Raw genomic sequence first — 22,512 nt, forward strand, 5'->3', positions numbered from 1 at the left:
CGGCACACTCCGCGCTCCGGGACCGCGTGGCTGCGGTTGCCACTAGCGGATCTTGGTGCGTTGGCCACCCGAATCGGCGGCCGGCGCACCAAGATCGGCGCCGGATGGCGGCGGGGTGTCGAGAAGCATCACCGGCGGGCCGGGCTCCAGCGGTTCGGGCGGCGCCGCGACGCGGGGCGACAGGCCCGGCCGCCACTGGCGGCGGCTGCGGCGCAGGGCGGCGGCCGCGAGCAGCAGGGCCCCGGCCAGGATGGCCGCGACGACCGCGGCGTTCACGGCGATGGCGCGGCGCCGCAGTTCGGCGCTGTCGTCCGGGAGTCGCGGTGGTCGCAGGGCCGGGATGCGGCGGGCGTCCGAGTCGACGATCCGGGCCGTCAGGGCGGCGTAGGGGCTGACCACGCCGGCGCCGAAGGCCGGGCCGGCGGGGGCGGGGCTCGCGGTCGCGATGAGGCGGCGGGCCACCTCGCCGGGCGGCAGGTCGCGTTCCCGGGCCCGGATCAGGGCGGCCGCCGCGCCGACGAAACCGGCGGCGACGGCGGTGCCGTCGGCGAGCACCAGGCCACGGCCGGTCTGCAGAGTGGGTACGGCGACGCCCGGCGCGACCAGGTCGACGTATCTGCCGAACTGTGAGTCCGGGGAGATCTGGCCGTTCTGGTCGATCGCTCCCACGCCGATGACGTCGGGATAGGAGGCCGGGTACGGGTCGGGATTGCCGTCGTCTCGGGAGCCGAGGTCGCCGGCCGCGGCCACGACGACGACGCCTTGCGCGACCGCGGTGGACACGGCCGATTTGAGGACGGGTTCGTCGTCGTAGACGGGGGCGGCCACGACGATGACGTCGGCCTGGTTCTGGACCGCGGTGAGGATGCCGCGGGCCAGCGAGTCGGGGGTGGGTTCGGATCCGGCGGGGTCGTCGGGCATGACCCGGATCGGCAGGATGACCGAGCCTGGTGAGACGCCGCCGCCGTCGCCGGTCCGTGAGCCGCTGATGACGCCCGCCACCTGGGTGCCGGTTCCGGTGCAGTCCTGGTCGGCGCCGCCCGCGTTGTCGACGGTGTCGGCGCCGGTGAGCACCCGCTCGCCGAGTTGCGGCTGCCCGCCGTCGACTCCGGTGGAGAGGACGGCGACTCTGGTGTTCCCGCCGTTCTCCAGGGCTTCGACGGCGTCGGCCTGCAGCATGACGCGGGGCCAGGAGCCGTTGATCCGGTCCTCCCCGGGTTGCGCACAGTTCTGCCCGGGCGCCGCGACAACAGACGCCCTCACGAAACCCGACGTCGCGACAACAGACGCCCCCACGAGACCCGACGCCGCCGCAAAGGCGGGCGGCCCCGCAGAAACCGGTGAGGCCGCGAAAGCAGGCGCGGCAAGAAGACCCGGCGACATCGTGACGGAAATGATGATCGAAAACAGCGGCCAGGTTCTCACGGCGCCCGTACTCCGATTCTCTCCCCGAGCAATTAACCCATCGTCACAGCACCTTCGTGCACCTTCTGAACTTCCCGGAGAATCGCCATTCCCATCCTCCGCACAAACGTGGAGCGGCCGCCGGCAATACCGGCGGCCCCGCCAGCGAATCGCATCGTCACATGTTGGAGGCGATCTGCGCGTCCACCTGCTGCATCCGCTCGGCGGAGCTGCCCAGGCGGACACCGACGCTCGCCAGCGCCTGCTTGATCTCGGTGGCGCCCTGGTTCCACTTCTGCCGGGCCTCGTCGCACGCGGTGCCGGCGGCACCGGTCCAGTCCTGCGCGAAGAGCTGGGTGAACGCGGTGTAGAGGTCGTTGAGCTGCTGGTCCATCTGACTCTGGAAGCTGTTGATGGAGGCCGAGGTGTCGGCGATCTGCCCGAAGTTATAGGTGATGTTCATGATTTTCTCCCCGTTCCCGATCAGCCGCGGAGGGCGTTGATGACGGCGCCATCGCCACCGGCGGCGGCACCACGGATGGCCTGCGCGGCCTCGTCGTCGTTCACGCCGTACGTCTGGGAGGCGGCGGACATCTTGCCGCCCAGCTCGTCCAGCGCCTGCATGATCTTGTTGAGACCGTCGTTGAGCTGCACCGAGACGTCCTGAAGGGCGTTGTTCGCGGTTCCAGCGAAGGCGCCGCCGCTGAGTCCCTGAATCTGGCCGAGCAGCTGGTTCATGCCGCGCGAGATGTTCTGCCCGGTGTCGGCGCAACGGCCGGCCATCGCGTTGAGCTGTTCCTGAGTGGCATGGACCTGACCCATGCCCGGCGTTCCTGCCACAATGTCTCCCCGATTCTGATGTCCGGCGTCCCGGTCAGGTCCGCCAGTGGGTTATGCCAATCCGTACGCCGTCCGCCGGGGCTCGGTTCGAAGCTTTTTCAAAGAATCTCGTCGAACCTGATCGGGGGTGCGCGCGTACTCTTCCGTGTCACCCGCTCACCGCGATCGACAATTAACTTGATCAATTGCGGGGGCGTATCACCGCCGAGCCTGGGGGAGGCGTGATGGGAGCGGATAATCCCTACGCGGACCAGACCGCGAAGAACACGAGCGCACCGTGGCTCGGCGGCGGCCCCGCGGTCGACGTCGACCTCGACGGGCTCCGTGAGTACGCGACTCTCATGACGAACCAGCAGATCGACATCGCCTCCCGCGCCGGCTACCTGGGCCCGCTGAGCCAGGGACCCGGACAGGCGTTCACCGGCGAGGTGCTGGGCGAGGCCGACGCGGTCCGGGCCCGGCTGGTGGCCAACGCCGGCGAGCTGACCGTCTACCTGCAGAAACTGGCCGAGTCGGTGGGCAACATCGGCAGTGCGGCACGCACGGTCGCCGACAGCTACCGGTCCGGCGACGCGACTTCGGCCGCTTCCCTCAACGACGTTCTCTTCGCGTACGGGGACAAATCCGTCCCTCGTCCGGACGAACTGCCGGCGGGGATCGGCCAGACCTACCAGGAACGGCAGATGGCCGGCGGTTCAGCGTCTCTTCCCGCGGACAGTCCGCAGTGGCGGATCACATCGACGACTCCGATCTCGGCGTACCAGACGCTGGAGACGGCGACCGCGCCGAGCGGCGAGCGCCGCGAGGTGATGACGTTCACGCCACCCGGCGGAGCCGTCACGACCACCACGACGATCTTCGGCGCCGGCGGCGAGGTCGCGTCGTCGGTCACCACCCGCACGTCGACCCGGATCACCGGGAACACCGAGATCACCGTCGCGGAGCAGTTCGGGGCGGACGGCAAGCAGACCGGAACGACCGAGACCCGCACGCGGTACGACGGGGAACAGGTCACCGGCCGCAGCACCGAGGTCCGTGACGCCGGCGGCGAGACCGTGCGCCGGACGGTCGAGACGACCGATGCGACGACCCGCGAACAGGTCACGGTCACCTCCGAGCGCAACGAGAAGGGCGAGATCGTGGAGAAGAACCGGGTGGTCACCGGCATCGCCACCACCGGGCGGGAATTCGCCGGCCCGCCGATCGCCGACAAGTACCGAGTGAACGGCTGAGCCGGTGGCCGACTACTACGGCGCCACCGCCGACCCCAACTACGGGTACAGCCCGTACAGCGGCCAACTGCACTACGGCAGCTATCCACCGTCGACACTGCCGTTCACCGCGCCGCCCGGGCCGGGCAACCAGACCACGATCGAGCAGGTGGCGCAGCGGATCTACAACATGCATCCGGAGGAGATGGCCGCGCTGGCCGACCAGTGGCAGAACGCCTGGGCGTTCATGGCCGACGTGCGCGGTTTCGTGTTGAAGCAGAGCGATGTGCTGCGGGAGGAGGCCTGGCGGTCGCCGGCCGCGCGGGACGCGTTCCTGCAGAAGGGGCCGGGCGAGACCCTGGCCTATCTGGACGTGTGGATGGAGGCCGCCCAGCAGAACGTGACCGCTCTGCGTCACATGGTCAACGTCTCCACCGAGGCCCGGTACGCGGTGGCCCGGCTGATGGTCGACTACGAGCGGGACTTGAAGGAGTCGGCGCGGCAGCTCGGGTTCGTGGAGCACCTCGGGGTCTGGCTGTCCGAGGGCCAGGGCTGGGACGCGGCGGCCGAGGAACACATGGCCGAGGAGCAGGCGGCGATCCGTGACCGCTACCGGTTGGAGGCGCAGCGGCTGGCGCAGCACTACGGTGACCAGTTCTTCGACTACATCGGCATGGTCGCCAGTGGGGTGGGCCCGCCGGTGCAGCCGCTGAACGCCGTGCTCAACCAGCCCGGCGGACTGCCCGGCGCCGGCGGACCGGGCGGGCTGGGCGGGCCCGGCCAGGCCGGGCCCGGAGTCCCGGTGCTTCCGGTCGGCAACTCGCCCGGCGGGCTTCTGCCCGGGCAGAACCCGCCTCCCGGCCTGCTGCCGCCGGGGGTTCCACTTCCCGTGCCGGAGCAGCCTGGTGTCGTACCCCCGGGTTCTCTGCCTCCTGGTGTGGCGCCTCCCGGAACCCTCCCGCCGGGCCTTGAGCTGCCGCAACCCGGTGGGGTTCAGCCGCCTGGCGCCCTCCCGCCCGGTGTGCTGCCGCCCGGCGCCCTTCCGCCGGGAGCGCTGCCGGGGCAGCCCGCGCCGGTTCCCGGAACCCTGCCGCCAGGTGCTCTGCCGCCTGGAGCCCTGCCGCCCGGCACCGGTGGCCCCACGGTGATTCCGCCCGGCGCCGTGCGCCCCGGCCTGCCGCCGCAGCTCGGCCGCCCCGGGCGTGGACCGAACGTGGCGATCCCGCCCGGTGGCCTGCCGCCGGGACGGACGATCCGCCGGCCGTCGGGCCCGGCCACGCCGATCGTGCCGCCGGGTGGCCGGGAGATCCGGCGCAACGGCCCGGCGGTCATTCCGCCGCCGGCCGGACGGCCCGGCGCCCCGCAGCGACCCACCCGGACCACGCCGGGCGTCACCCCGCCGCCGCAGACCAGCCGTCCCGGGCGCACCGCCCCCGGGATCACGCCGCCACCGCCCGCGACCGGGCGGCCCGCCGACCGCCGGAGCGGGCAGCCGGGCACTCCCCCGCCGCCGCAGACGCAGACCGGCCGACCCGGGCGGCCCACACCCGGTGTCACCCCGCCGCCGCCCGCGACAGGGCGGCCGGGAGACCGCGGGCGCGGACGTCCGGGCGGGCCGGACCGGGTTCCCGGCACACCGGGCGGGACGGAGACGTTCGGTCGCCCGCCGACGCCGGCGGCTCCGCCCGTACTGAAGAATCCCGCCGACGACCGCGGCGCGCGGCCCGGAAGCGCCGCCGAGGTTCGGCCGCCGGCGTCCGCGCAGCGGCCCGGCACCACACCGCCGGTCCTCAACCGGCCCACCTCACCGGCCGCTCCCCCGCCCTACCGGCCGCCGCGCAGGCAGCCCGGCTCGGCGGCCTGGTCGGATCTGTTCGGTGCGGAGGAGGCTCGCGGGCGGGCCGGGGCCGGGGTCGTCGACGCGCCGGAACGCGCCCGCCCGGACGGGGGCCCGTGGGGCCTGCGCAGCCGCGCGGCCACGCGGCCGGAGTCCGCGGCAGAGGTCAGCCGGCCCGGCACGGTCGCGCCGGAACTCGGCAAACGCCGGGCCGGTGGGGAGCCGATCCCGGTTCGCGACGACCACGACCTGGTCACCGACGAGCAGGCGTTCGGGGTACGGACCCCGGGCGGCGGCGTGGTGGCCGGGCGCGGCGAGGAACCGCCGGAGCCGGAGATCCGCCGCGCCTTCCAGGACAGATAGTCCCCGTCAGGGCCGCGGAACCGTGGTCACGATCGAGCCGGCGGCGCGATCGTGCAGTCCCCGGCCCTCACCGTTCAGGATGATCGCCGGAATGAAGAGGCCGAGCAGCACCGCCCGGATCAGGCCGCGGCCGAGACCGAGGACGCCACCGTCCGGATAGGAGACGCAGCGGATCCGGAGCAGCCGCATGCCCGGGGTCTGGCCGAACAGGCCGAGGAAGAAGGTGTTGGCGACGATCAGGACCAGCACCGCCGGCCAGGACTTCACGAACGGGCTGGCGTAGAGGCTCGCGATCAGGAGGCACAGCACCCAGTCGATCACCAGCGCGCCGAGCCGCGGGCCGAGTCCGGCCGGCCCGTCGTTTGTTGAAGCAGCCACGGCTGCGCAGCGTACGCGATATGGTCCCAAATGCTCGGCTCGCGCTCCACCGTGCCTGCTCCACGCACTACGTAACACGGCGGAAACAATAGGGATACGCCGGGGCAACTCGCTACCCATAACGTCGCGACCAGCCTTGCCAGGTGGCGGCCCATGCCGCCCGGTATCGGAAAACTGTGCCAGGAGGACGTGTGTTCGCCAATCCCGAGGAACTCCTGCGATACCTCAAAGACGAGGACGTCAAGTTCGTCGACGTACGGTTCTGTGACCTCCCGGGTGTTATGCAGCACTTCAACATCCCGGTGGAATCGTTCGACGACAGCGTCGTGACCGACGGCCTCGCCTTCGACGGGTCCTCGATCCGCGGCTTCCAGGCCATCCACGAATCCGACATGATGCTGCTCCCGGACGTCGCCACCGCGTTCGTGGACCCGTTCCGGATCCAGAAGACCCTGGCCCTCAACTTCTTCATCCACGACCCGTTCACCCGCGAGGCCTACTCGCGTGACCCGCGGAACGTGGCCAAGAAGGCCGAGGCATACCTGGCCTCCAGCGGCATCGCCGACACCGCGTACTTCGGCGCCGAGGCGGAGTTCTACATCTTCGACTCGATCCGGCACGAGACCTCCGCGCACCAGTCGTTCTACTACATCGACTCGATCGAGGGCGCCTGGAACTCCGGCCGCGAGGAAGAGGGCGGCAACAAGGGCTTCAAGACCGCCTACAAAGGTGGTTACTTCCCGGTCTCCCCGGTCGACCACTACAGCGACCTGCGTGACGCCATGGTGCGCCGCCTGATCGACACCGGCTTCACCGTCGAGCGCTCGCACCACGAGGTCGGCACCGCGGGCCAGGCCGAGATCAACTACAAGTTCTCGACGCTGCTGCACGCCGGCGACCAGATGCAGCTGTTCAAGTACATCATCAAGAACACCGCCTGGGAGCACCGCAAGACCGCGACGTTCATGCCCAAGCCGCTGTTCGGCGACAACGGCTCCGGCATGCACACGCACCAGAGTCTCTGGCTGAACGGCGAGCCGCTGTTCTACGACGAGACCGGCTACGCCGGACTGTCCGACATGGCCCGCTGGTACATCGGCGGCCTGCTGCACCACGCGCCGTCGCTGCTCGCGTTCACCAACCCGACGGTCAACTCGTACCGGCGCCTGGTGCCCGGCTACGAGGCCCCGGTCAACCTGGTCTACTCGCAGCGCAACCGCTCCGCCTGCACCCGCATCCCGGTGACCGGCAGCAACCCGAAGGCCAAGCGCATCGAGTTCCGCGTCCCGGACCCGTCGTCGAACCCGTACCTGGCGTTCTCGGCGCAGATGATGGCCGGCCTCGACGGCATCAAGAACAAGATCGAGCCCCCGGCCCCGATCGACAAGGACCTCTACGACCTCCCGCCGGAGGAGTGGGGCGACGTCAAGCAGGTGCCGGGCTCGCTCGACGCCGTGCTCAACTCGCTCGAAGCCGACCACGACTTCCTCACCGCCGGCGGCGTCTTCACCCCCGACCTGATCTCCACCTGGATCGACTACAAGCGAACCAACGAGATCGACCCGGTCCGGCTCCGCCCGACCCCGCACGAGTTCGAGATGTACTACAACGTGTAATTGATCTGCTCCTTGCCTGGTCAGACCGCCTGCCGGGGACCGTCGGTCCGCACAGGGTCCGCAAACGTCTCGCTCATCAGCGAGTCCGCGGCCTTGCGGGTACGGTCCTCGGCAGTCGGCCATAGGTGGCCATAGATGTTGGCCGCACCGAACGGGCCATCGCGGAGATCAAGTCCGCCTGACACGACAAGGGCGCCGGACCGAGACCTCCGAATAGCCGACGGTGGCCGGGCCCCCTGCCCACCCGGGCCCCGACCACCGCGCTCGAGCTACGCCCGCTCGAACTCGCCCTTCTTGGCGCCGTCCAGGAACGCATCCCACTCGGCGCCGGTAAAGACCAGCGGCTGGCCGGACGGGTTCTTCGAGTCGCGGACCACGGTGGCGTTCTCCAGGAATGCCACCTCGACGCAGTGGCCGGTCGCATTGGACTTGCCGGCCTTGCGCCACTCGGCGTCCGCCAAGTTGATCGTCATGCCCTTGGTTTCGATGATCATTTCGCTCTCCTTCGTCCGCCCGGCCGGCGTGGCCGGGACGTTTTCATGCCCGGTCGCCGGCAGTGCCCCGAGTGCCCGGAGTGTCCGCAGAGCGGCGGCGAACTGCTCCGGCCCGGCGTCGTGGTGGAGAGTGAGCCGGGCAAGCACGCGCACGCTGCCGCTGCCGTCCACCTCCCATTCGTCGACGCTGCGGTATCCGTCCGGCCCCGGGCGGTCCGTGGTGACGGCGACGCTGCGGGCCCCACCCGGTTCCACCGCCGCCATCCAGATGTCGGCGGTGTCGGCATCCGGATCGTCGATGCGCCAGTCAGGCACAAGGCTCGCGAGGTGCCGGATGAACCCATCGGGGGCGCTGCCCTCAGCCAGGGGATAGCCGGGCCAGTCGACGAACTCGCGCAAGGTCACCTCAGCCATCGGACGGCACCGGGCGCTGGAGGAGGTAGGTAGCGCCATGCCCGATGCCATCGTCGGCCGGGTCCAACACGAGCCGCTTGGCCGGGACGCGCCGGACGTACCCGGCTCCGGAGCCGCCGTCGATCCACACCTCGGCCATGCCGTCAGTCGGCAGCACGCGCGGCCCGACAACCGGAATCGGCCGGCTCATGCGAGTCGGGCCAGTTGGTCGAGGATTGCGTCGGACCGCATCCGAGTGTTCGGCTGCCTGGCGCCGCTCGGCCTCTTGCCACTGGCGGACCTCGCGGACACGCCGTCGCCACGTCAGGTATCGCTGGATTTCCGTAAGCACGCTCGCCTCCCCTGGGTCGGGCGGCGGCAAGCTCGTGGACTACCCAGCCGCACGCTCGCCACCGCCAGGACGCGACACCGGGCACGAGGTCAAACCCTCTGCCGTCGCTGGTCGCGAACCCGCTTGAAGAATGTCGCCAGAACGTCGCCGATTGCGACGACGCCCAAGGCGACATTCCGGCGACATTTGAGGCGACATTCCGGCGACGTAAGTAGTACCGTCGGGATCATGAGCACTCAGTCCCGGCCGAACAACGCGCTCCGCGCTGTTCGCCTGTCCATGCGGCTCAGCCAGGACGAATTCGCCGAGCGGATGCGCCAGGCCGGAGCCGAGAGCACCACCAAACGAACCGTCCAACGCTACGAGAGCGGCGAGATCGCTCAGCCCCGCCCGGCAAGCGCCCGCGCTCTGGAAGTCGTCACGCGCCTTCCCATCCAGTCGCTCGGCTTCCCGGCTGACGTGGACGCGATGGTCGTCGACGACGGACGCGGCGGCCACGACTTGGAGGTGCGCGGGACCACCCTGCCCACTCAGGCGGGCCCAGCGCGATCGAACGGCGGCTACTCCGGTGTGTGGCTCAGCCGGTACCAGTACTTCAGTTCCGGCCGCAACGACACGTACACCGGTCAGCACCATGTCGTCCTGTTGCAGCACGGCGACCGGGTCACTGTGCGCAGCCTCCACGGCGGCAACAAGTCGTTGCTCACCATGGACCTGGTCGTCGACGGGAACGTCATCACCGGCACGTGGGTGGAGGAAACCGACCCCACCGGCTACTACCGCGGGGGCCGCTACCACGGAGCGATCCAGCTGCTCGCGGAGCCCACCGGCCGCCGGCTGACCGGTAAGTGGGTCGGCTTCGGCAAGGAGATGGACATCAACACCGGGCCGTGGGAGTTGTCCTTCCTGGACGCCAGCACCAGCAAGGCGACGCTCACCAAGTACGCCGAGGAGCCCGAGAACGAGTAGAACCCATGGGTTCAGCCGTCTCCCATGGGAGACACGGAGCGACCCGCCCCCGGTGTGCTCGATTGAGCACGGGGAGCGGGCCGCTGATGTGTCTCAGATGAGATAGTCAGGCTCGGTGGGCCTCGGACAGGTAGCCGAAGCTCTTCCAGGTGAACAGCAACTGTGCGGCCTGGTCTCGGTTGTCGGGGATGAATAGGCACAGGGCCGCCACGGCCTCGTCGACCGGCTGGGGGGTTGGGCCCCGTCCGCTTCACCGCGGCGGTGAAGGCGTCTGGCAGCCCGGACACGCACCTTCAGCCCCGTGGAGGCGGTCTCTCGTTGGGAGGGACGGGCTCAGTTGCTCATTGTCAGGGTCTTCTTGGCAAGTTCGTACACGGGCAGAACGTTGGCGTACTCGTCCGCCCCGAACGGCGCCAGCTTCACCACGACCGCGCCGCGCGGGGTGTTCAGGGCGAACGCCGAGTACTTGCTCTGGTGATCCATCACCTTGTTGTACGGCTCGTAGGTCACTTCAGCGGCCGGCTGCCCGCCGATCGTGAGTTCGGTGTACCTGATGTTGTGCACGTCGAGGTTGCCCGCCTTGCGGGCATCCGAGGATTCGGCGGCGAGGAATGCCTCAAGGTGGCCGCGCGGGGTGCCGGTACGCAGCGTCTTGGCGATGTACACCCGCAGGTTGCCGACTTCGCCGGCCGGCTTGCCGTCCACGACGCACGCCGCGTCGAACGGGCCGTTGCGGTACAGGAAGGCCACGTCCTCACGTTTGCCGAGGTCGACGGCCTCCGGCTTCCAGAGCGGCACCAGGTCGAATGTCACCGGCAGCTCGCAAGCACTGCCGGCAGCACCCAGCCGCATGATGGGCGTGCCCGGCGAGGCGGTCGGAGTCAGAGGGCCCTCGCAGAGTTTCTCCATCTCAGCGGTGCCGCTCTCGAAAGCGGGGGCATCCAGATCGGTAGGGTCCTTCGCCTTGGACAGCTGCTCCGCGGCAGCGGCCAGCCTCTCCGCAGCGGCGCGCAGAGCGGGATCGGTGACCTTGGCAGCCTGACCGCGCGCCGTGGTGGCGTAATCGGTGAGGGCCTTACGGATAGCGGCAGTGGAGTCGGAGTCCGTGCTGAGCTCTGCGCTGATCATGCTCTTAACCAGGTCACGCAATGAGCCGGCGACGGCCTCACAGTCTTCGGCCTGCCGATCCTTGGCGGTCGCCGCGGACGACGCCCCTTCCGCGCTCGGCGATGTCGGCTCGGTGTTGTTACAACCGGTCAGGACAAGAACCGACATGGCAGCGGCCGCTGCCATGACTACTCGGCCCGGCGCATGCATAGAAGTGATCTCCACAGGCCGGGAGCCTAGACGTGTGACATCACAGCCAGCCATCGATATCCGGACGAGGGGAGCCGACGGTCAGTGGTAGGAGCGTTTGCCCAGACGCTGGGCGGTGTCCCAGAGGCGTTCGGCTCGGCGGGTGGCGGTGGTGATCGCCGACGCCGGGTCCGAGGGCAGGCGGGTGCTGATCAGGCGGCTCAACGGGCGGGCCAGCGGGTTCTCCCGGGCCGCGCCCTCGGCGGGGACCACCACACCCAGGTACGCGCGGCGCAGGGTGCGCGGCGCGACGACCGACAGGATGCGGTGCAGGTGGCCGCGCTGGGCGACGATCGCGACGGGTCGGTCGTCGCCGAAGTGGCCCTCGTGTTCGGCGCGCAGCAGGTTGGTGACGGTGTCCACGGAGTGGCGTTCGACCCGGACGGCCGTGTCGTCGATGCCGGCGGTGCGGAGCCAGGCGCGCATCAGGTCGGCTTCGGGGACGCCGCGGAAGGTTTCGCCGGGGGCGTCCGGTGAGGTCCACGGCACGCCTTTGCTGTCGATCGGGGACTTGTAGCCGGAGCAGACGATCAGGCCCCGCCCCAGGAACCGGTGCAGGTCGGCGGCGACCCGGCAGCGGTCGGCGCCGCCGGGGGTGAGCCCGGAGCAGTCTGGGCTGCGGCCGTGGCCGGGCACCAGAACGTGCGCGACCTCCCCCAGCGTCAGGCCGGGCGTCCCGGGCAGCACCTCGAATCCCACGGAAGATCAGTCTGCCAGCGCCGAGCGAGGACGAGCCGCCGGGCCGAGCGTGATCCGGCGCGTACGGCCGGCCTGCGGTGTCCACGCGTGTCGATCACCGCGAACCAGCCGGTCCAGGTGCGCGGCCGACCGCCGAGGTGGAACGGCGTGGAGACTAGGCGGTGATCTTTTCCGGTTCACGGGCGTCGGACGAACGACGGATCCCCAGAGGCGTCAGGACCAGCAGCGCCAGGCTGAACCAGACATAGATGTTTCCGCCCAGGAACTCCAGCGGTGGCTTGGGCGGCTTGTCCCACAGCCAGGTGACGTGCGACGTCATCAGCAGATAGCCCGCGGCGCCCAGATAGAAACGCGACCGGTGCTCCTGGAAGAGGGTGAGGCAGCGCGCCAGCGCCGGGATGAGCCACACGCAGTGGTGGATCCAGGTGACCGGGCTGATCAGGCAGCTCAGGAGGCCGGTCAGGGCGAGCCCGCCGAGCACGTCCTCCCGAGCCCTCGCCACCCGCCACGCCCAGACGGCGACGGTCAGCAGCACGCCGGCCATCCACACCTGCGACTCGATGCTCTCGATCGGCAGGCGGGCCAGGGCGCCCCGCTCGGACTGGTTGGAGACGATGCTGAGCACGCCGACCCGGTCGGTGTTCCAGAGTGCCGAGGTCCAGAACTCGCGGGACTCGTCGGGGAAGATCGCCCCGGCCAGCAGGGTCACCCCGGTGGCCGTGCCGATGGCGGTGCCGGCGGCCCGCCAGCGCCGGGTGATGAGCAGATAGACGATGAAGACGCCGGGAGTCAGTTTGATCGCCGTGGCCAGGCCGATGCCGACGCCCGCCCATTTCCGGCCCTTGGCGAGGCCGAGCATCATGTCGCCGGCGACGAGGGCCAGCAGCAGCGTGTTGACCTGGCCGAAGGCGATCGTCTCGCGCACCGGCTCGAACGCCAGGGCGAGACAGAACGCGATCATGTAGGCGAACCCCGTCGGCCAGCCCTTGCGCTCGATGTACGGCCCGACCAGCCAGTGGACCAGCAGGCAGGTGGTGATCACCGTCCCGATAGTCGCGAGGACCATGACCATCAGCAGCGGCAGGACCGCCATCGGGGACATGACCAGGCCCGCGAAGGGCGGGTAGGTGAAGCCGTACGGAGTGCCGGGCCGCAGGAAGTCGTAGACCATGCCGCCGTCACGGAACCAGTACACGATCGCGCCGTGGTAGACCCGCGAGTCGAAGTACGTGTTGCGTTGAACCGCGAGAACGATGAGCCCCACCGTGATCGACACCAGGCCGACGACTATCGCTTTTCGCTTGGCGGGAGTGGGATGGGGCATGCCGCAGACCTTACCGTGACGGCCTGCGGCCCCGGAGAAACCGGTCGGAGCGGGCCGCCGTGGCCTAGCCCCCGGCGCGGCGGGCCTCGCGCTCGGCACGCTTGCGCTCGCGCTGCTCGTGGGTGAACCGCTTGCGGTTCTCCAGGTCGCGTTTCCAGTACTCACGGGCGAAGTGGTCGGCGCCGTGCACGGCGCCCTTGGTCTGCGCCGGGCCGATCATCGAGCGGAAGAACCAGTCGTCGAACGTCCGGTGGAACCACGCCTTGAACCCCGGCACAGCGCCTCCCCATATAGTTTGCGGGCCAATGATTGGTACCCCAACTATTGGTAGAGTAGCGGTCGACCTGAGGAGATACGCAAGTGAGCGAGCCGACTGACGATCCCCTGGCGCTGGAGCAGCAGGTCTGCTTCGCCCTGTCGGTCGCCGCTCGCGGTGTCGTGGCGATCTACCGCCCTCTGCTCGAACCAATGGGCCTCACCCACCCGCAATACCTGGTGATGCTCGCCCTCTGGCAGTACTCCCCCCTCTCCGTGCGCCGCCTCAGCGAGCTGCTGCAACTCGACCCGGGCACACTCTCGCCGCTGCTGAAACGACTGGAGGCGATCGGCTACCTGCGCCGCGAGCGGGACCGGGCCGACGAGCGCAGCCTGGCGATCACCCTGACCGAGCGGGGCCGCGAGCTGCGGTCCGAGGCCGAGAAGATCCCACCGGCCGTCGTCGAGCGGCTCGGCATGCCGGTCGAGGAGCTTCGCCGCGTGCACGCGGCGCTGACCCGGGTGATAGCGGCCGCCGGCGGCTGACACGGGAAGGTGAAATCCACGGCACTCATCCGCCGCCTTCGTTGAGCAGGGTGGGAGGACGAGGCCAGATGTGGATCTGCGTCAATTGCGGTGAACGCAACAACGGGATGCCGGACGAGTGCGGGGCCTGCGCGCGCCCGCGCCGGGAGTCCCGGGCCGTGGAGATCTGGATACCCGAGCCCGCCCGGCCCGCCCCGCTGTGGATACCCGAGCCCGCGGACCCCGTCCACGCCGAGGAACCGTCCCGCAGCCGCGTGCTGCCGGCCCTTCCGATCCTCGTCCTGATCGGCGCCCTCGCCACCGCCGCCGTCTTCGGCGGCCCCCGGTTGCTGGGCTACGAGAACGAGAAACGGCCCGCGGCGGTCGCCACGGTGTCTCCCGCTGCGGCGCCCGGCAGCGCCACTCCGATCCTGGAGAACGACCGGATCGGCCTGGTGACCGTGCGCCCGGGCCTCGACGACCCACGTGCCGCCGACGTGGCGGCCATGTTCGACACCTACTTCACCGGCATCAACGAGCGGGACTACGACGCCGTCGCGGGTGTGCTCGACCCGGCCGGGGACCTCGACCCCTCCGCGCCCCGGGAACTGCAGGCCTTCGCCCAGGGAACCTCGACCACCCGGGACTCCGACATCGTGCTGCGGGACCTGGCCGAGACGACGGCGGGACGGCTCCGGGCCGAGGTCAGTTTCCGCAGCGAGCAACGGACCGGCCACGGGCCGCCGCAACGGCTCGACGAGACCTGCACGCTGTGGCAGGTCGTCTACGTTCTCAGCGCCGGCGACGGCACGTACCGCATGCTGCGCGGTAAGGGCGTCAGCAAACCGTGCTGATCAGCTCTCCAGGACGCGTTCCATCGCGGCCCGAGAGCGGCGGGTCAGCCGCAGGTACCGGTCCACGAACTCACCCGGGTCGCCGCCGCCCAGCAGGAGCACCGCGCCCGCCAGCTCGACCCCGTGCCGGGGCAGCTGGTCGGTCGGGCGGCCACGGACCAGGGTGAGGGCGTTGCGCACCTGCGCGGCCAGGGTCCAGCCGGCGGCCATCTCGGTGGCGTCCGACTCGTCGATCACACCGGCGCCGGCCTCCGCGCCGAGCGCCTCACACGTGCGCGTCCGGCGCAGGTCCGGCAGCGCGTGCGCGTGCCGGAGCTGGGTGAGCTGCACCGCCCACTCGACGTCGGCCAGACCGCCCCGGCCGAGTTTGGTGTGCGTGTGCGGGTCCGCCCCGCGGGGCAGCCGCTCGGTCTCCACCCGGGCCTTGATCCGGCGGATCTCGACCACCTGCTCCCGGCTCAGGCCACCGGCCGGGTAACGAACCGCGTCGGCCATCTCCTCGAACCGCTCACCCAGGTCGGCGTCACCGCAGACGAACCGGGCCCGCAGCAGTGCCTGCGCCTCCCACACCTTCGACCAGCGGTCGTAGTACTGCCGGTAGGCCTGCAGGCTTCGCACCAGCGGGCCCTGCCGGCCCTCCGGGCGCAGATCGGCGTCGACGCCCAGAGCCGGGTCGGGGGCGGGCGCGTTGAGCAGACGCCGCATCTCCTCGGCGACCGCGTGCGCGGCCGCACTGGCCGCGCTCTCCGGGACGCCCGCTGGAGGCTCGTAGACGAAGAGCACGTCGGCGTCGGACGGGTAGCTCATCTCGTAACCGCCGAGCCGCCCCATGCCGATGACCGCGAACCGCAGGCCGTCCGGGCCGGGCTTGGCGCGGCGGGCGATCCGCAGGGCGCCGTTCAGGGTCGCGTCGGTGACGTCGGAGAGGGCCACGCCGATCTCCTCGACGGAGAGCGGCCGGTCCGGCGCCAGTTCGCCGCCATGGCTCAGGATGTCGGCGCAGGCCAGCCGGAACAGTTCGCGGCGGCGCAGCGCCCGGACCGCGGCGATCGCCTTGACCGCGTCGGCGTGCCGGTCGCCGGCCGCGGCGAACCCGTCCAGCAGCGACTCCCGCGGCCGGGGCTGCAGCTCGGCGTCGTCGGCCAGCAGGCGCAGCGCCTCCGGGTCACGGGTCAGCAGGTCGGTGGCGTACCGCGACAGGCTCAGCACCCGGGCCAGGCGGCGGGCCACCGGGCCGCCGTCCCGCAACAGACGCAGGTACCACGGGGTGCTGCCCAGCTTGTCGGAGACCTGGCGGTAGCTGAGCAGGCCACGGTCCGGTTCCGGGGCGTCGGCGAAGTCCTGCAGCAGCATCGGCAGCAGGGTGCGCTGGATCGCCGCGGTCCGGGTCACCCCACCGGTGAGCGCCTCCAGATGACGCAGGGCGCCGGCCGGGTCGGCGAACCCGAGGATCTCCAGTCGCCTGCGGGCCGATTCCGGGGTCATCCGCAGCTCCTCGGCGGGGACCCGGGCCACCGCTTCGAGCAACGGCTGGTAGAGCAGTTTCACGTGCAGGCGGCGGACGTTGGCGGCGTGCCCGACCCAGTCGGCGCGGAACGACTCGACGGCGTCCCGGCCGGGCAGGGCGGTGTATCCGAGGGCGGCCGCGAGCCAGCGCAAGCCGGCCGGATCGTCCGGCACGGTGTGCGTACGCTTGAGTTGCTGCAGTTGCAGGCGGTGTTCGACGCCGCGCAGGAAACGGTAACCACGCAGCAGCGTCTCGCCGTCCTGGCGCCCGACGTAACCCCCGGCGACCAGGGCACGCAGCGCCGGGAGCGTGCCGCCGGAGCGCAGCGTCTCGTCGACCCGCCCGTGCACGAGCTGGAGCAGCTGCACCGCGAACTCGATGTCACGCAGCCCGCCCGGGCCCCGTTTGATCTCCCGGTCCAGCTCCTTCTTCGGCACGTTGTCGATGATCCGGCGGCGCATGTCGCGGACGTCGGCGACCGCTTCCGGGCGCTCGGCGGCATGCCAGACCAGCGGGGCCAGGTCGGCGATCCACTCCTGTGCCAGGGCCAGGTCGCCGGCCGCCGGGCGGGCTTTGAGCAGCGCCTGGAACTCCCAGGTGCGGGCCCAGCGGCGGTAGTAGGCCTGGTGGCTGGCGAGGGTGCGGACCAGCGGGCCCCGGCTGCCCTCCGGGCGCAGCGCCGCGTCCACCGGCCAGGCCACCTGGCCGCAGATCTCGATCAGGCGCGCGGCGATCGTGGTGGCCGCGCTCAGGTCCTCGTCACCGGCGGCCACGAAGATCACGTCGACGTCGGAGACGTAGTTCAGCTCGCCGCCGCCGCACTTGCCCATCGCGACGACCGCGAGGCGGGGCTCCGGCGTCGCCTCCGGCAGGGCGGCGACCGCGATCGCGTACGCCGCGCCCAGGGTCTCGTCGGCCAGGAGGGAGAGGGCGTCCATCGTCGGTTCCAGGCCGCGGCCCGCCGTCAGGTCCGCGGCGGCGATGCGCAGGAGTGAGATGCGGTACGCCTTGCGCAGCGCCGGAACGGTCAGCGGATCGAGCTCGGCGAGTCTCCCGTCCGCCTCCGGTGGCATGCCGGACCGGTCCGTCGCCAGGGTCCGCCACTCGTCCGGGTTGGCCACCAGGAGATCGCCGAGAGTCGACGACGCGCCGAGCACGGCGAGCAGCCGCCGCCGCAGCCCGTGGTCGGTGGACAGCTCGCCGAGCAGCTCGGCGGCCGTCTCCGGCCCCCCGCGTCCCACCGACTCGGTCAGCCGGTGCAGTTGCCGCAACGCCAGGTTCGGGTCGGCGGCCTTGGACAGGGCGTCGAGCAGCCCCGCCGCCTGCTCGCCGGCCGGGGACTGCGCCTGCGGGTCCCAGAGGCCCAGCCCTCCCGGGCCGGGACCGAGCAGGTCGGTGGCGCGGGCGCCGTTGTCGGCGAAGCCGTACCGGGCGAGCCGGCTGGGCCTGGTCATCACTGCCCCAGCAGTGGCAGGGTCCGGCCGATGCCGGTGTCGGGGATGTCGGCGTCCGGCAGGGTGCCCTGGGCCAGCGCGGCGAACCGCATGGCGAACGGCTGCCACACCTCCTCCACGTCGGCCAGAGCAGCGGTGGTGGCCTGCACCACGAGCTCCGGGTCGTAGCCGAGCTCGGTGAGGACGTCGCTGTCGCTGCGCGCCCAGTCGGCGATCATGTCGGCGTCGCACTCGATGTGGAACTGCAGGCCCCAGGCCCGGTCGCCGATCCGGAACGCCTGGTGCGGGAACCGGCTGGAGGCGGCGAGCAGCACCGCGTTCGCCGGCAGCTCGACGATCTCGTCACGGTGCCACTGCAGCACGTCGGGCAGCAGCGGAACCCATCTGAACAGCGGGTCGTTGTCGGCCGCGTCGCGCCGGCCGACCAGCCCGGGACCGATCTCGGGGCCGGCGCCGCTGAGCGCCACCAGGCCGCCGTGCGCGCGGGCGAGGATCTGCCCGCCGAGGCAGACGCCGAGGGTCGGCACCCGGTGCCGGACCGCCTTGCGCAGCAGCCCTTCCAGCGCCGGGAACCACGGCGCGCCCGGCACGCCGGCGGCATCGGGGTACGCGTTCTGGTCGCCCCCCAGCACGATCAGCGCCAGGAAGCCGTCCAGCGTCTCGGGCAGTCGGTCCCCGGCGTGCGGCCGGAGCACGGTCAGCTCCAGGCCTGCCTCGGTCAGCCAGTCCCCCAGGCGCCGGAGGTCGTCACTGGGGTCGTTCTCGATGACTAGTGCGGTGGCCACACGTCGAGGCTATCCGGTGCTGTTTCAATAAGGGATGCTCGCCGCAGTGATCACCGCCTTCGGCGGGCCCGACGTGTTCGCCCTGGCGGAGATTCCGGCGCCGGACGGCGAGGTCATCGACGTGACTCTGGCCGGGGTGAACTTCGCCGACGTCCAGCGGCGGCGCGGCGAGCACGAGCGGCCGCCCCTGCCCGCGGTTCTCGGCGCCGACGTGGTGGGCCGCCGCCGGGCCGACGGGCGGCGGGTGGCCGCCGTGCTGCGGGGCGGTGGATACGCGCAGGTGGCGCCCGCCCACCACGTGGTCGAGGTGCCCGACGAGGTGAGCGACGAGCAGGCGCTCGCGGTGCTGGAGCAGGGGCTGACCGCCTGGCACTGCCTGCACACGCTGGGCCGGGTCGACGCCGACGACGTGGTGGTGGTCACCGCGGGCGCGGGCGGGGTCGGGCACCTGGCCGTGCAACTGGCCCGGGCGGCGGGGGCGCGGGTGATCGCCATCGCCTCGACACCGGCGAAACGGGCTCTGGCGGCCGAGCTGGGCGCGCACGCCACCGTCGACTCCCAGCACCCGGACCTGGGCGCGGCCCTCAGTGAGACGCCGACCCTGGTGCTGGATGGTGTGGGCGGACGGACGTTCGAGCAGCTGCACGCGGCGCTGGCGCCGTTCGGGCGGACCGTGGCGTACGGCGGGGCCGGCGCCGTGCGCGACACCGTCGCGGTCGGCGACCTGATGACCGCCTCGACGGGGGTGCTCGGCTTCCGGCTGCAGCGGGTGCTCGACGACGAGGAGCTCTACCGGTCCAGTGCGGCCCGCCTGTTCCACCTGGCCGGGCGCGGTGTGCTGACCGCCCGGATCGGTGGCCGTCATCCGCTCTCCGCGGTGGGCAGGGCGCACGCCGATCTGGAGAACCGGGTCACCTCGGGCAAGCTCGTGATCGACGTGCGCCGCCTCATCTGAGCACGGCTACGGCGTCCACCTCGCGACGACCTCGTCGTCCTCGGTCTCGCCGGTCTCGGCGAACCCCATCGAGAGGTAGAGGTCGCGGGCGGCGGTGTTGGCCGGCTGATAGCTGAGCGCGACGTTCGGGGTGCCCGGCTCGGCGATCAGGCGCTCGCGCAGCTGCCGGACGACCTCCCGGCCCACGCCCTGTCGCTGGTGCTTCGCGTCCACCACGAGGCCGCCGATCCACCGGCTGCCGTCGTCGTCGACCGCCCAGATCACGAAGCCGACCACCTCGTCGCCCCGGACCACGGCGAGCGGATTCCAGGTGTCGCCGTAATGGCACACGCAGAGGTAGTAGGTCACCTCGGCGACGAAGTCCTTCTGGCCGGGATGGACCGTGAGGGCGGCGCAGTCCCGCCAGTTGCCGGCGGTGACCGGTTCGAGGCGGATCGATGCGGAACGCATCGCGTGATCATGACACAGGCGGTAAACACCGACAGGACGCTGTCGGGACGGGCCAGCAGAGTGGCAGACGAAACGAGTTCCGGCCACGAGGGAGAAGAGATGTCCGCAGTAAACGGGATCGGCTGGTTCCAGATCGGCACCGACCAGCCTGCCGCGGCCGAGCGGTTCTACGGCGAGGTGTTCGGGTGGACGTTCGCCGATGACGAGCACGCCGGGGCGGCGTACCGGATCATCACCACGCCCGGCGAGGGCGGCCTGCAGGGCGGCATCGCGGACACCCGCGGCGAGGCGCCCGGTCACGCCGTCTTCTCGGTGCTGGTGGCCGACACCGAGGCCACCTGCCGGCAGGTCGAGGCGGCCGGCGGCAAGGTGCTGGTCAAGGCGGAGGCGCCGGGCGGGCTGACCCTGGCCCACCTGCTCGACCCGTCGGGCAACCAGTTCCAGGTGTTCACGCCGCCGGCGGGCTGAGGCCTCAGATCAGACTGAGCGGCCGCAGGCGGTGAGGGATGTCCAGATCGGTCTCGCTCAGCGCCCGCGGCCGCACCGTCTCGCGGGTGGGCGTCACCGTCGTGATCCGGTCGGGCCGGAACACCCGCACCGACTGGCGCAACCGGCACCAGGCGACCAGGTACCACCGGTCGCGGACGCCGACATAGCCCAACGGCTCGATGTCCCGGGCGGTCACCGCGCCGTGGCGATCGGCATAACCGATCCGGAGAACGCAGCCCACCGGGAGTGTGCCGCCGGCCAGCCGCGGCAACGCCGTGGGCGGTGGGTCACCGCCCAGATGGATCCGCCCGGCCAGGGCCCGCGCCGCCGCCACGTCGGCCGGGCGCATGGCCGCGACCAGCTTGCGCAACGCGCTCGCCGCCGGGTGCCGGAACGGGGTGCCGGCCAGGCCCCGCAACGCGAGCGCCATGGCGACCGCTTCCTCCGGCGTCAGGTTGACCGGCGGCAGCGTGTGCGCCCGGTCCAGGCAGTAGCCCCCGGTGCGGCCGGACTCGGCATAGATCGGCGTGCCGGACTGCTGGAGGGCGGAGATGTCACGCTCGACGGTGCGCGCGCTCACCTCGAACCGGTCCGCCAGCCACCGCGCGCTGCGCGGGCGGGGCGCGACCGCCCGCAATTCCTCGACAAGGGCATAGAGCCGGTCGGTACGGTTCACCCCCCGCACGCTAGAGCGGGGGTATGACATCAACGGCCGCACCGCCTCCAGCGCGCTGAAACGCACGCGCTGGAGACCCGCCGCCCCGGTGACGCGTCAGGCGATACAGGCGCAGACGATGATGGCCGCGCCGAGGTGTGAGGCCGCGCTGACCAGCGCGCCGGGGTGCCGGTCCTGGGTGCAGATGACCTCGCCGAGCTTGCCCGGCGTCAGCCAGTCGAGCACCAGGAAGGCCAGGCCCATGATGGCGATGCCGACCAGGCCGAACAGCGCGGTCGAGGCCAGCCCTTCACCGAACGAGTCGTAGGTGGTGAAGATCGAGGTGAAGACGATCGCGGAGATGCCCAGTTGGTTCGCCGCCAGCAGAAGCGCCGCGTTGGGGTTCCGCTCCACCCAGATCAGGTCACGCAGCTTGCCGGGGGTGAGCACGTCGATCAACACGAACCCGACGGCCATCAACCCGATGCCGACGCCGCCGAACACTATGCTGCGCCCGGCACCCTCAAGCAGATCCTCCAGCACGGCTTCTCCCTTGTCATGTGTAGTCCGCTCCAGACCGTATCGGAGCCGATCTACCGAGTCGATCGGACGCCGGGAACGGCGGTGACGTTTTTCGGTCACCCGGCGCTGTACCAGGGGAGCCCGCATGCGGTGTGGGGGCGCAGCCAGGCGCGGAGGTCGTTGGATGGTGGCACCGGAGGACCTCGACGCCGTCGTGTCCGAGGCGCAGTCGGGTGACGAAACGGCGTTCCGCCTGCTCTACCGCGCCCAGCAACCCGCCCTGCTGCGCTACCTGCGGGTGCTGGTCGGCGAGGACGCCGAGGACGTCGCCTCCGAGGCCTGGCTGCAGATCGCCCGGGACCTGCGGACGTTCTCCGGCGACTGGGACGGTTTCCGCGGCTGGACCGCCACGATCGCCCGGCACCGGGCGATGGACCTGCTGCGTTCACGGCGCCGCCGCCCGCAGGCCGCTGCCCCGGCCGAGTTCCTGACCGAGCTGAGCGCCGGCGACGACACCGCCGTCAGCGCGCTGGAGTTGGTCGGCACCGACGCCGCGGTGGCGCTGATCGCCACACTGCCGCGGGAGCAGGCCGAGGCGGTGATGCTGCGCGTGGTCGTCGGCCTGGACGCCGACGCCACCGGCAGGATTCTCGGGCGCCGGGCCGGGGCGGTCCGCACCGCCGCTTACCGAGGGCTCAGGCAGCTTGCCGCCCGGCTCGCCCAGCCGGAGCCTCCGCCCCCTCCTGAACAGCGCAGATCCAGTTCATGGAGTTCTGCTGTGACAACTTCGGCGACCGCGGCGCTGAGGGAGATGAGATGACCGCC

Annotated in this window: 24 protein-coding genes; 9 read left to right on the forward strand and 15 right to left on the reverse strand. The window is 71.3% G+C overall.

What is annotated here, in order from left to right; translation table 11 throughout:
* Positions 1-42 precede the first annotated feature (42 nt).
* The 3 genes from QLQ12_RS05530 to QLQ12_RS05540 form a co-directional block, all read right to left on the reverse strand.
* Positions 43-1,263, reverse strand: coding sequence for a S8 family serine peptidase (locus QLQ12_RS05530; protein WP_282757549.1), 1,221 nt, complete (start codon positions 1,261-1,263; stop codon positions 43-45).
* A gap of 319 nt (positions 1,264-1,582) precedes the next feature.
* Positions 1,583-1,867, reverse strand: coding sequence for a WXG100 family type VII secretion target (locus QLQ12_RS05535; protein WP_282757551.1), 285 nt, complete (start codon positions 1,865-1,867; stop codon positions 1,583-1,585).
* Positions 1,868-1,887: 20 nt separating this feature from the next.
* Positions 1,888-2,226: a WXG100 family type VII secretion target gene (locus QLQ12_RS05540; RefSeq protein WP_282757552.1), complete on the reverse strand. Its 339-nt coding sequence runs from the start codon at positions 2,224-2,226 to the stop codon at positions 1,888-1,890.
* Between the two features lie 242 nt (positions 2,227-2,468).
* Between QLQ12_RS05540 and QLQ12_RS05545 the strand changes: the two genes are divergently transcribed.
* Positions 2,469-3,476, forward strand: a complete 1,008-nt coding sequence (locus QLQ12_RS05545) for a hypothetical protein (RefSeq protein ID WP_282757553.1) — start codon at positions 2,469-2,471, stop codon at positions 3,474-3,476.
* 4 nt (positions 3,477-3,480) lie between these two features.
* The gene (locus QLQ12_RS05550; protein WP_282757554.1) at positions 3,481-5,655 is read left to right on the forward strand and encodes a hypothetical protein; all 2,175 of its coding nucleotides are present in this window, start codon (positions 3,481-3,483) and stop codon (positions 5,653-5,655) included.
* 6 nt (positions 5,656-5,661) lie between these two features.
* On the opposite strand, the gene QLQ12_RS05555 is transcribed toward QLQ12_RS05550, so the two are convergent.
* Positions 5,662-6,033: an RDD family protein gene (locus QLQ12_RS05555; protein ID WP_282757555.1), complete on the reverse strand. Its 372-nt coding sequence runs from the start codon at positions 6,031-6,033 to the stop codon at positions 5,662-5,664.
* 191 nt (positions 6,034-6,224) lie between these two features.
* On the opposite strand from QLQ12_RS05555, the gene glnA reads away from it, so the two are divergent.
* Positions 6,225-7,649, forward strand: coding sequence for a type I glutamate--ammonia ligase (glnA, locus tag QLQ12_RS05560; protein ID WP_282757557.1), 1,425 nt, complete (start codon positions 6,225-6,227; stop codon positions 7,647-7,649).
* A 269-nt stretch (positions 7,650-7,918) separates the two neighbouring features.
* On the opposite strand, the gene QLQ12_RS46865 is transcribed toward glnA, so the two are convergent.
* Entirely contained in the window at positions 7,919-8,557 is a 639-nt protein-coding gene (locus QLQ12_RS46865) for a DUF397 domain-containing protein (protein ID WP_328518259.1), read from the reverse strand.
* Complete coding sequence (locus QLQ12_RS05570) at positions 8,550-8,888, reverse strand: hypothetical protein (RefSeq protein ID WP_282757558.1); 339 nt, start codon at positions 8,886-8,888, stop codon at positions 8,550-8,552. Before QLQ12_RS05570 ends, QLQ12_RS46865 begins: the two co-directional genes overlap by 8 nt.
* 228 nt (positions 8,889-9,116) lie before the next feature.
* Here QLQ12_RS05570 and QLQ12_RS05575 point away from each other — a divergent pair, with 228 nt between their 5' ends.
* The gene (locus QLQ12_RS05575) at positions 9,117-9,857 is read left to right on the forward strand and encodes a helix-turn-helix domain-containing protein (protein WP_282757559.1); all 741 of its coding nucleotides are present in this window, start codon (positions 9,117-9,119) and stop codon (positions 9,855-9,857) included.
* Between the two features lie 333 nt (positions 9,858-10,190).
* Here QLQ12_RS05575 and QLQ12_RS05580 read toward each other — a convergent pair whose 3' ends face one another.
* The 4 genes from QLQ12_RS05580 to QLQ12_RS05595 form a co-directional block, all read right to left on the reverse strand.
* Positions 10,191-11,174 carry a lipoprotein gene (locus QLQ12_RS05580; RefSeq protein WP_282757560.1) on the reverse strand — a complete coding sequence of 328 codons (984 nt, stop codon included), beginning with the start codon at positions 11,172-11,174 and terminating at the stop codon, positions 10,191-10,193.
* 81 nt (positions 11,175-11,255) lie between these two features.
* Positions 11,256-11,912: a YdcF family protein gene (locus tag QLQ12_RS05585; RefSeq protein ID WP_282757561.1), complete on the reverse strand. Its 657-nt coding sequence runs from the start codon at positions 11,910-11,912 to the stop codon at positions 11,256-11,258.
* Between the two features lie 154 nt (positions 11,913-12,066).
* Complete coding sequence (locus QLQ12_RS05590) at positions 12,067-13,236, reverse strand: glycosyltransferase family 87 protein (RefSeq protein WP_282757562.1); 1,170 nt, start codon at positions 13,234-13,236, stop codon at positions 12,067-12,069.
* Positions 13,237-13,300: 64 nt separating this feature from the next.
* Complete coding sequence (locus QLQ12_RS05595) at positions 13,301-13,513, reverse strand: hypothetical protein (RefSeq protein WP_282757914.1); 213 nt, start codon at positions 13,511-13,513, stop codon at positions 13,301-13,303.
* 83 nt (positions 13,514-13,596) lie between these two features.
* On the opposite strand from QLQ12_RS05595, the gene QLQ12_RS05600 reads away from it, so the two are divergent.
* Both QLQ12_RS05600 and QLQ12_RS05605 read left to right on the forward strand, forming a co-directional pair.
* Positions 13,597-14,037, forward strand: a complete 441-nt coding sequence (locus QLQ12_RS05600) for a MarR family winged helix-turn-helix transcriptional regulator (protein WP_282757563.1) — start codon at positions 13,597-13,599, stop codon at positions 14,035-14,037.
* A gap of 158 nt (positions 14,038-14,195) precedes the next feature.
* Complete coding sequence (locus QLQ12_RS05605) at positions 14,196-14,870, forward strand: hypothetical protein (RefSeq protein WP_282757564.1); 675 nt, start codon at positions 14,196-14,198, stop codon at positions 14,868-14,870.
* Here the strand turns inward: QLQ12_RS05605 and QLQ12_RS05610 are convergent, their stop codons facing one another.
* Positions 14,871-17,831: a bifunctional [glutamine synthetase] adenylyltransferase/[glutamine synthetase]-adenylyl-L-tyrosine phosphorylase gene (locus QLQ12_RS05610; RefSeq protein ID WP_282757565.1), complete on the reverse strand. Its 2,961-nt coding sequence runs from the start codon at positions 17,829-17,831 to the stop codon at positions 14,871-14,873.
* On the reverse strand, positions 17,831-18,616 hold the full coding sequence (locus tag QLQ12_RS05615; protein ID WP_282757566.1) for a type 1 glutamine amidotransferase: 786 nt from the start codon (positions 18,614-18,616) through the stop codon (positions 17,831-17,833). The genes QLQ12_RS05610 and QLQ12_RS05615 overlap by 1 nt, the downstream gene beginning before the upstream one ends.
* A 34-nt stretch (positions 18,617-18,650) precedes the next feature.
* Here QLQ12_RS05615 and QLQ12_RS05620 point away from each other — a divergent pair, with 34 nt between their 5' ends.
* Entirely contained in the window at positions 18,651-19,571 is a 921-nt protein-coding gene (locus tag QLQ12_RS05620; protein ID WP_282757568.1) for a quinone oxidoreductase family protein, read from the forward strand.
* A 6-nt stretch (positions 19,572-19,577) separates the two neighbouring features.
* On the opposite strand, the gene QLQ12_RS05625 is transcribed toward QLQ12_RS05620, so the two are convergent.
* Positions 19,578-20,021: a GNAT family N-acetyltransferase gene (locus QLQ12_RS05625; protein WP_282757570.1), complete on the reverse strand. Its 444-nt coding sequence runs from the start codon at positions 20,019-20,021 to the stop codon at positions 19,578-19,580.
* A 99-nt stretch (positions 20,022-20,120) separates the two neighbouring features.
* On the opposite strand from QLQ12_RS05625, the gene QLQ12_RS05630 reads away from it, so the two are divergent.
* Positions 20,121-20,489 carry a VOC family protein gene (locus tag QLQ12_RS05630; protein WP_282757571.1) on the forward strand — a complete coding sequence of 123 codons (369 nt, stop codon included), beginning with the start codon at positions 20,121-20,123 and terminating at the stop codon, positions 20,487-20,489.
* A gap of 4 nt (positions 20,490-20,493) precedes the next feature.
* Here QLQ12_RS05630 and QLQ12_RS05635 read toward each other — a convergent pair whose 3' ends face one another.
* Together QLQ12_RS05635 and QLQ12_RS05640 are read right to left on the reverse strand one after the other, a co-directional pair.
* Positions 20,494-21,186, reverse strand: coding sequence for a helix-turn-helix transcriptional regulator (locus QLQ12_RS05635; RefSeq protein ID WP_282757572.1), 693 nt, complete (start codon positions 21,184-21,186; stop codon positions 20,494-20,496).
* A 96-nt stretch (positions 21,187-21,282) separates the two neighbouring features.
* On the reverse strand, positions 21,283-21,708 hold the full coding sequence (locus QLQ12_RS05640; protein WP_282757573.1) for a DUF350 domain-containing protein: 426 nt from the start codon (positions 21,706-21,708) through the stop codon (positions 21,283-21,285).
* 163 nt (positions 21,709-21,871) lie between these two features.
* On the opposite strand from QLQ12_RS05640, the gene QLQ12_RS05645 reads away from it, so the two are divergent.
* Positions 21,872-22,507, forward strand: coding sequence for an RNA polymerase sigma factor (locus QLQ12_RS05645; protein WP_282757574.1), 636 nt, complete (start codon positions 21,872-21,874; stop codon positions 22,505-22,507).
* The last annotated feature ends 5 nt before the right edge of the window (positions 22,508-22,512 follow it).

This window comes from Actinoplanes sandaracinus, from assembly GCF_030009775.1.
In the GTDB taxonomy this organism is placed as follows: Bacteria; Actinomycetota; Actinomycetes; order Mycobacteriales; family Micromonosporaceae; genus Actinoplanes; species Actinoplanes sandaracinus.

What these genes read in the sequence shown, in the direction of transcription:
- QLQ12_RS05580 (WP_282757560.1), bottom strand. Translation starts at nt 11,174, where the DNA reads ATGCATGCGCCGGGCCGAGTAGTCATGGCAGCGGCCGCTGCCATGTCG.
- QLQ12_RS05645 (WP_282757574.1), top strand. Translation starts at nt 21,872, where the DNA reads ATGGTGGCACCGGAGGACCTCGACGCCGTCGTGTCCGAGGCGCAGTCG.
- QLQ12_RS05535 (WP_282757551.1), bottom strand. Translation starts at nt 1,867, where the DNA reads ATGAACATCACCTATAACTTCGGGCAGATCGCCGACACCTCGGCCTCC.
- QLQ12_RS46865 (WP_328518259.1), bottom strand. Translation starts at nt 8,557, where the DNA reads ATGGCTGAGGTGACCTTGCGCGAGTTCGTCGACTGGCCCGGCTATCCC.
- QLQ12_RS05575 (WP_282757559.1), top strand. Translation starts at nt 9,117, where the DNA reads ATGAGCACTCAGTCCCGGCCGAACAACGCGCTCCGCGCTGTTCGCCTG.
- QLQ12_RS05610 (WP_282757565.1), bottom strand. Translation starts at nt 17,831, where the DNA reads ATGACCAGGCCCAGCCGGCTCGCCCGGTACGGCTTCGCCGACAACGGC.
- QLQ12_RS05625 (WP_282757570.1), bottom strand. Translation starts at nt 20,021, where the DNA reads ATGCGTTCCGCATCGATCCGCCTCGAACCGGTCACCGCCGGCAACTGG.
- QLQ12_RS05590 (WP_282757562.1), bottom strand. Translation starts at nt 13,236, where the DNA reads ATGCCCCATCCCACTCCCGCCAAGCGAAAAGCGATAGTCGTCGGCCTG.
- QLQ12_RS05630 (WP_282757571.1), top strand. Translation starts at nt 20,121, where the DNA reads ATGTCCGCAGTAAACGGGATCGGCTGGTTCCAGATCGGCACCGACCAG.
- QLQ12_RS05540 (WP_282757552.1), bottom strand. Translation starts at nt 2,226, where the DNA reads ATGGGTCAGGTCCATGCCACTCAGGAACAGCTCAACGCGATGGCCGGC.
- QLQ12_RS05620 (WP_282757568.1), top strand. Translation starts at nt 18,651, where the DNA reads ATGCTCGCCGCAGTGATCACCGCCTTCGGCGGGCCCGACGTGTTCGCC.
- QLQ12_RS05545 (WP_282757553.1), top strand. Translation starts at nt 2,469, where the DNA reads ATGGGAGCGGATAATCCCTACGCGGACCAGACCGCGAAGAACACGAGC.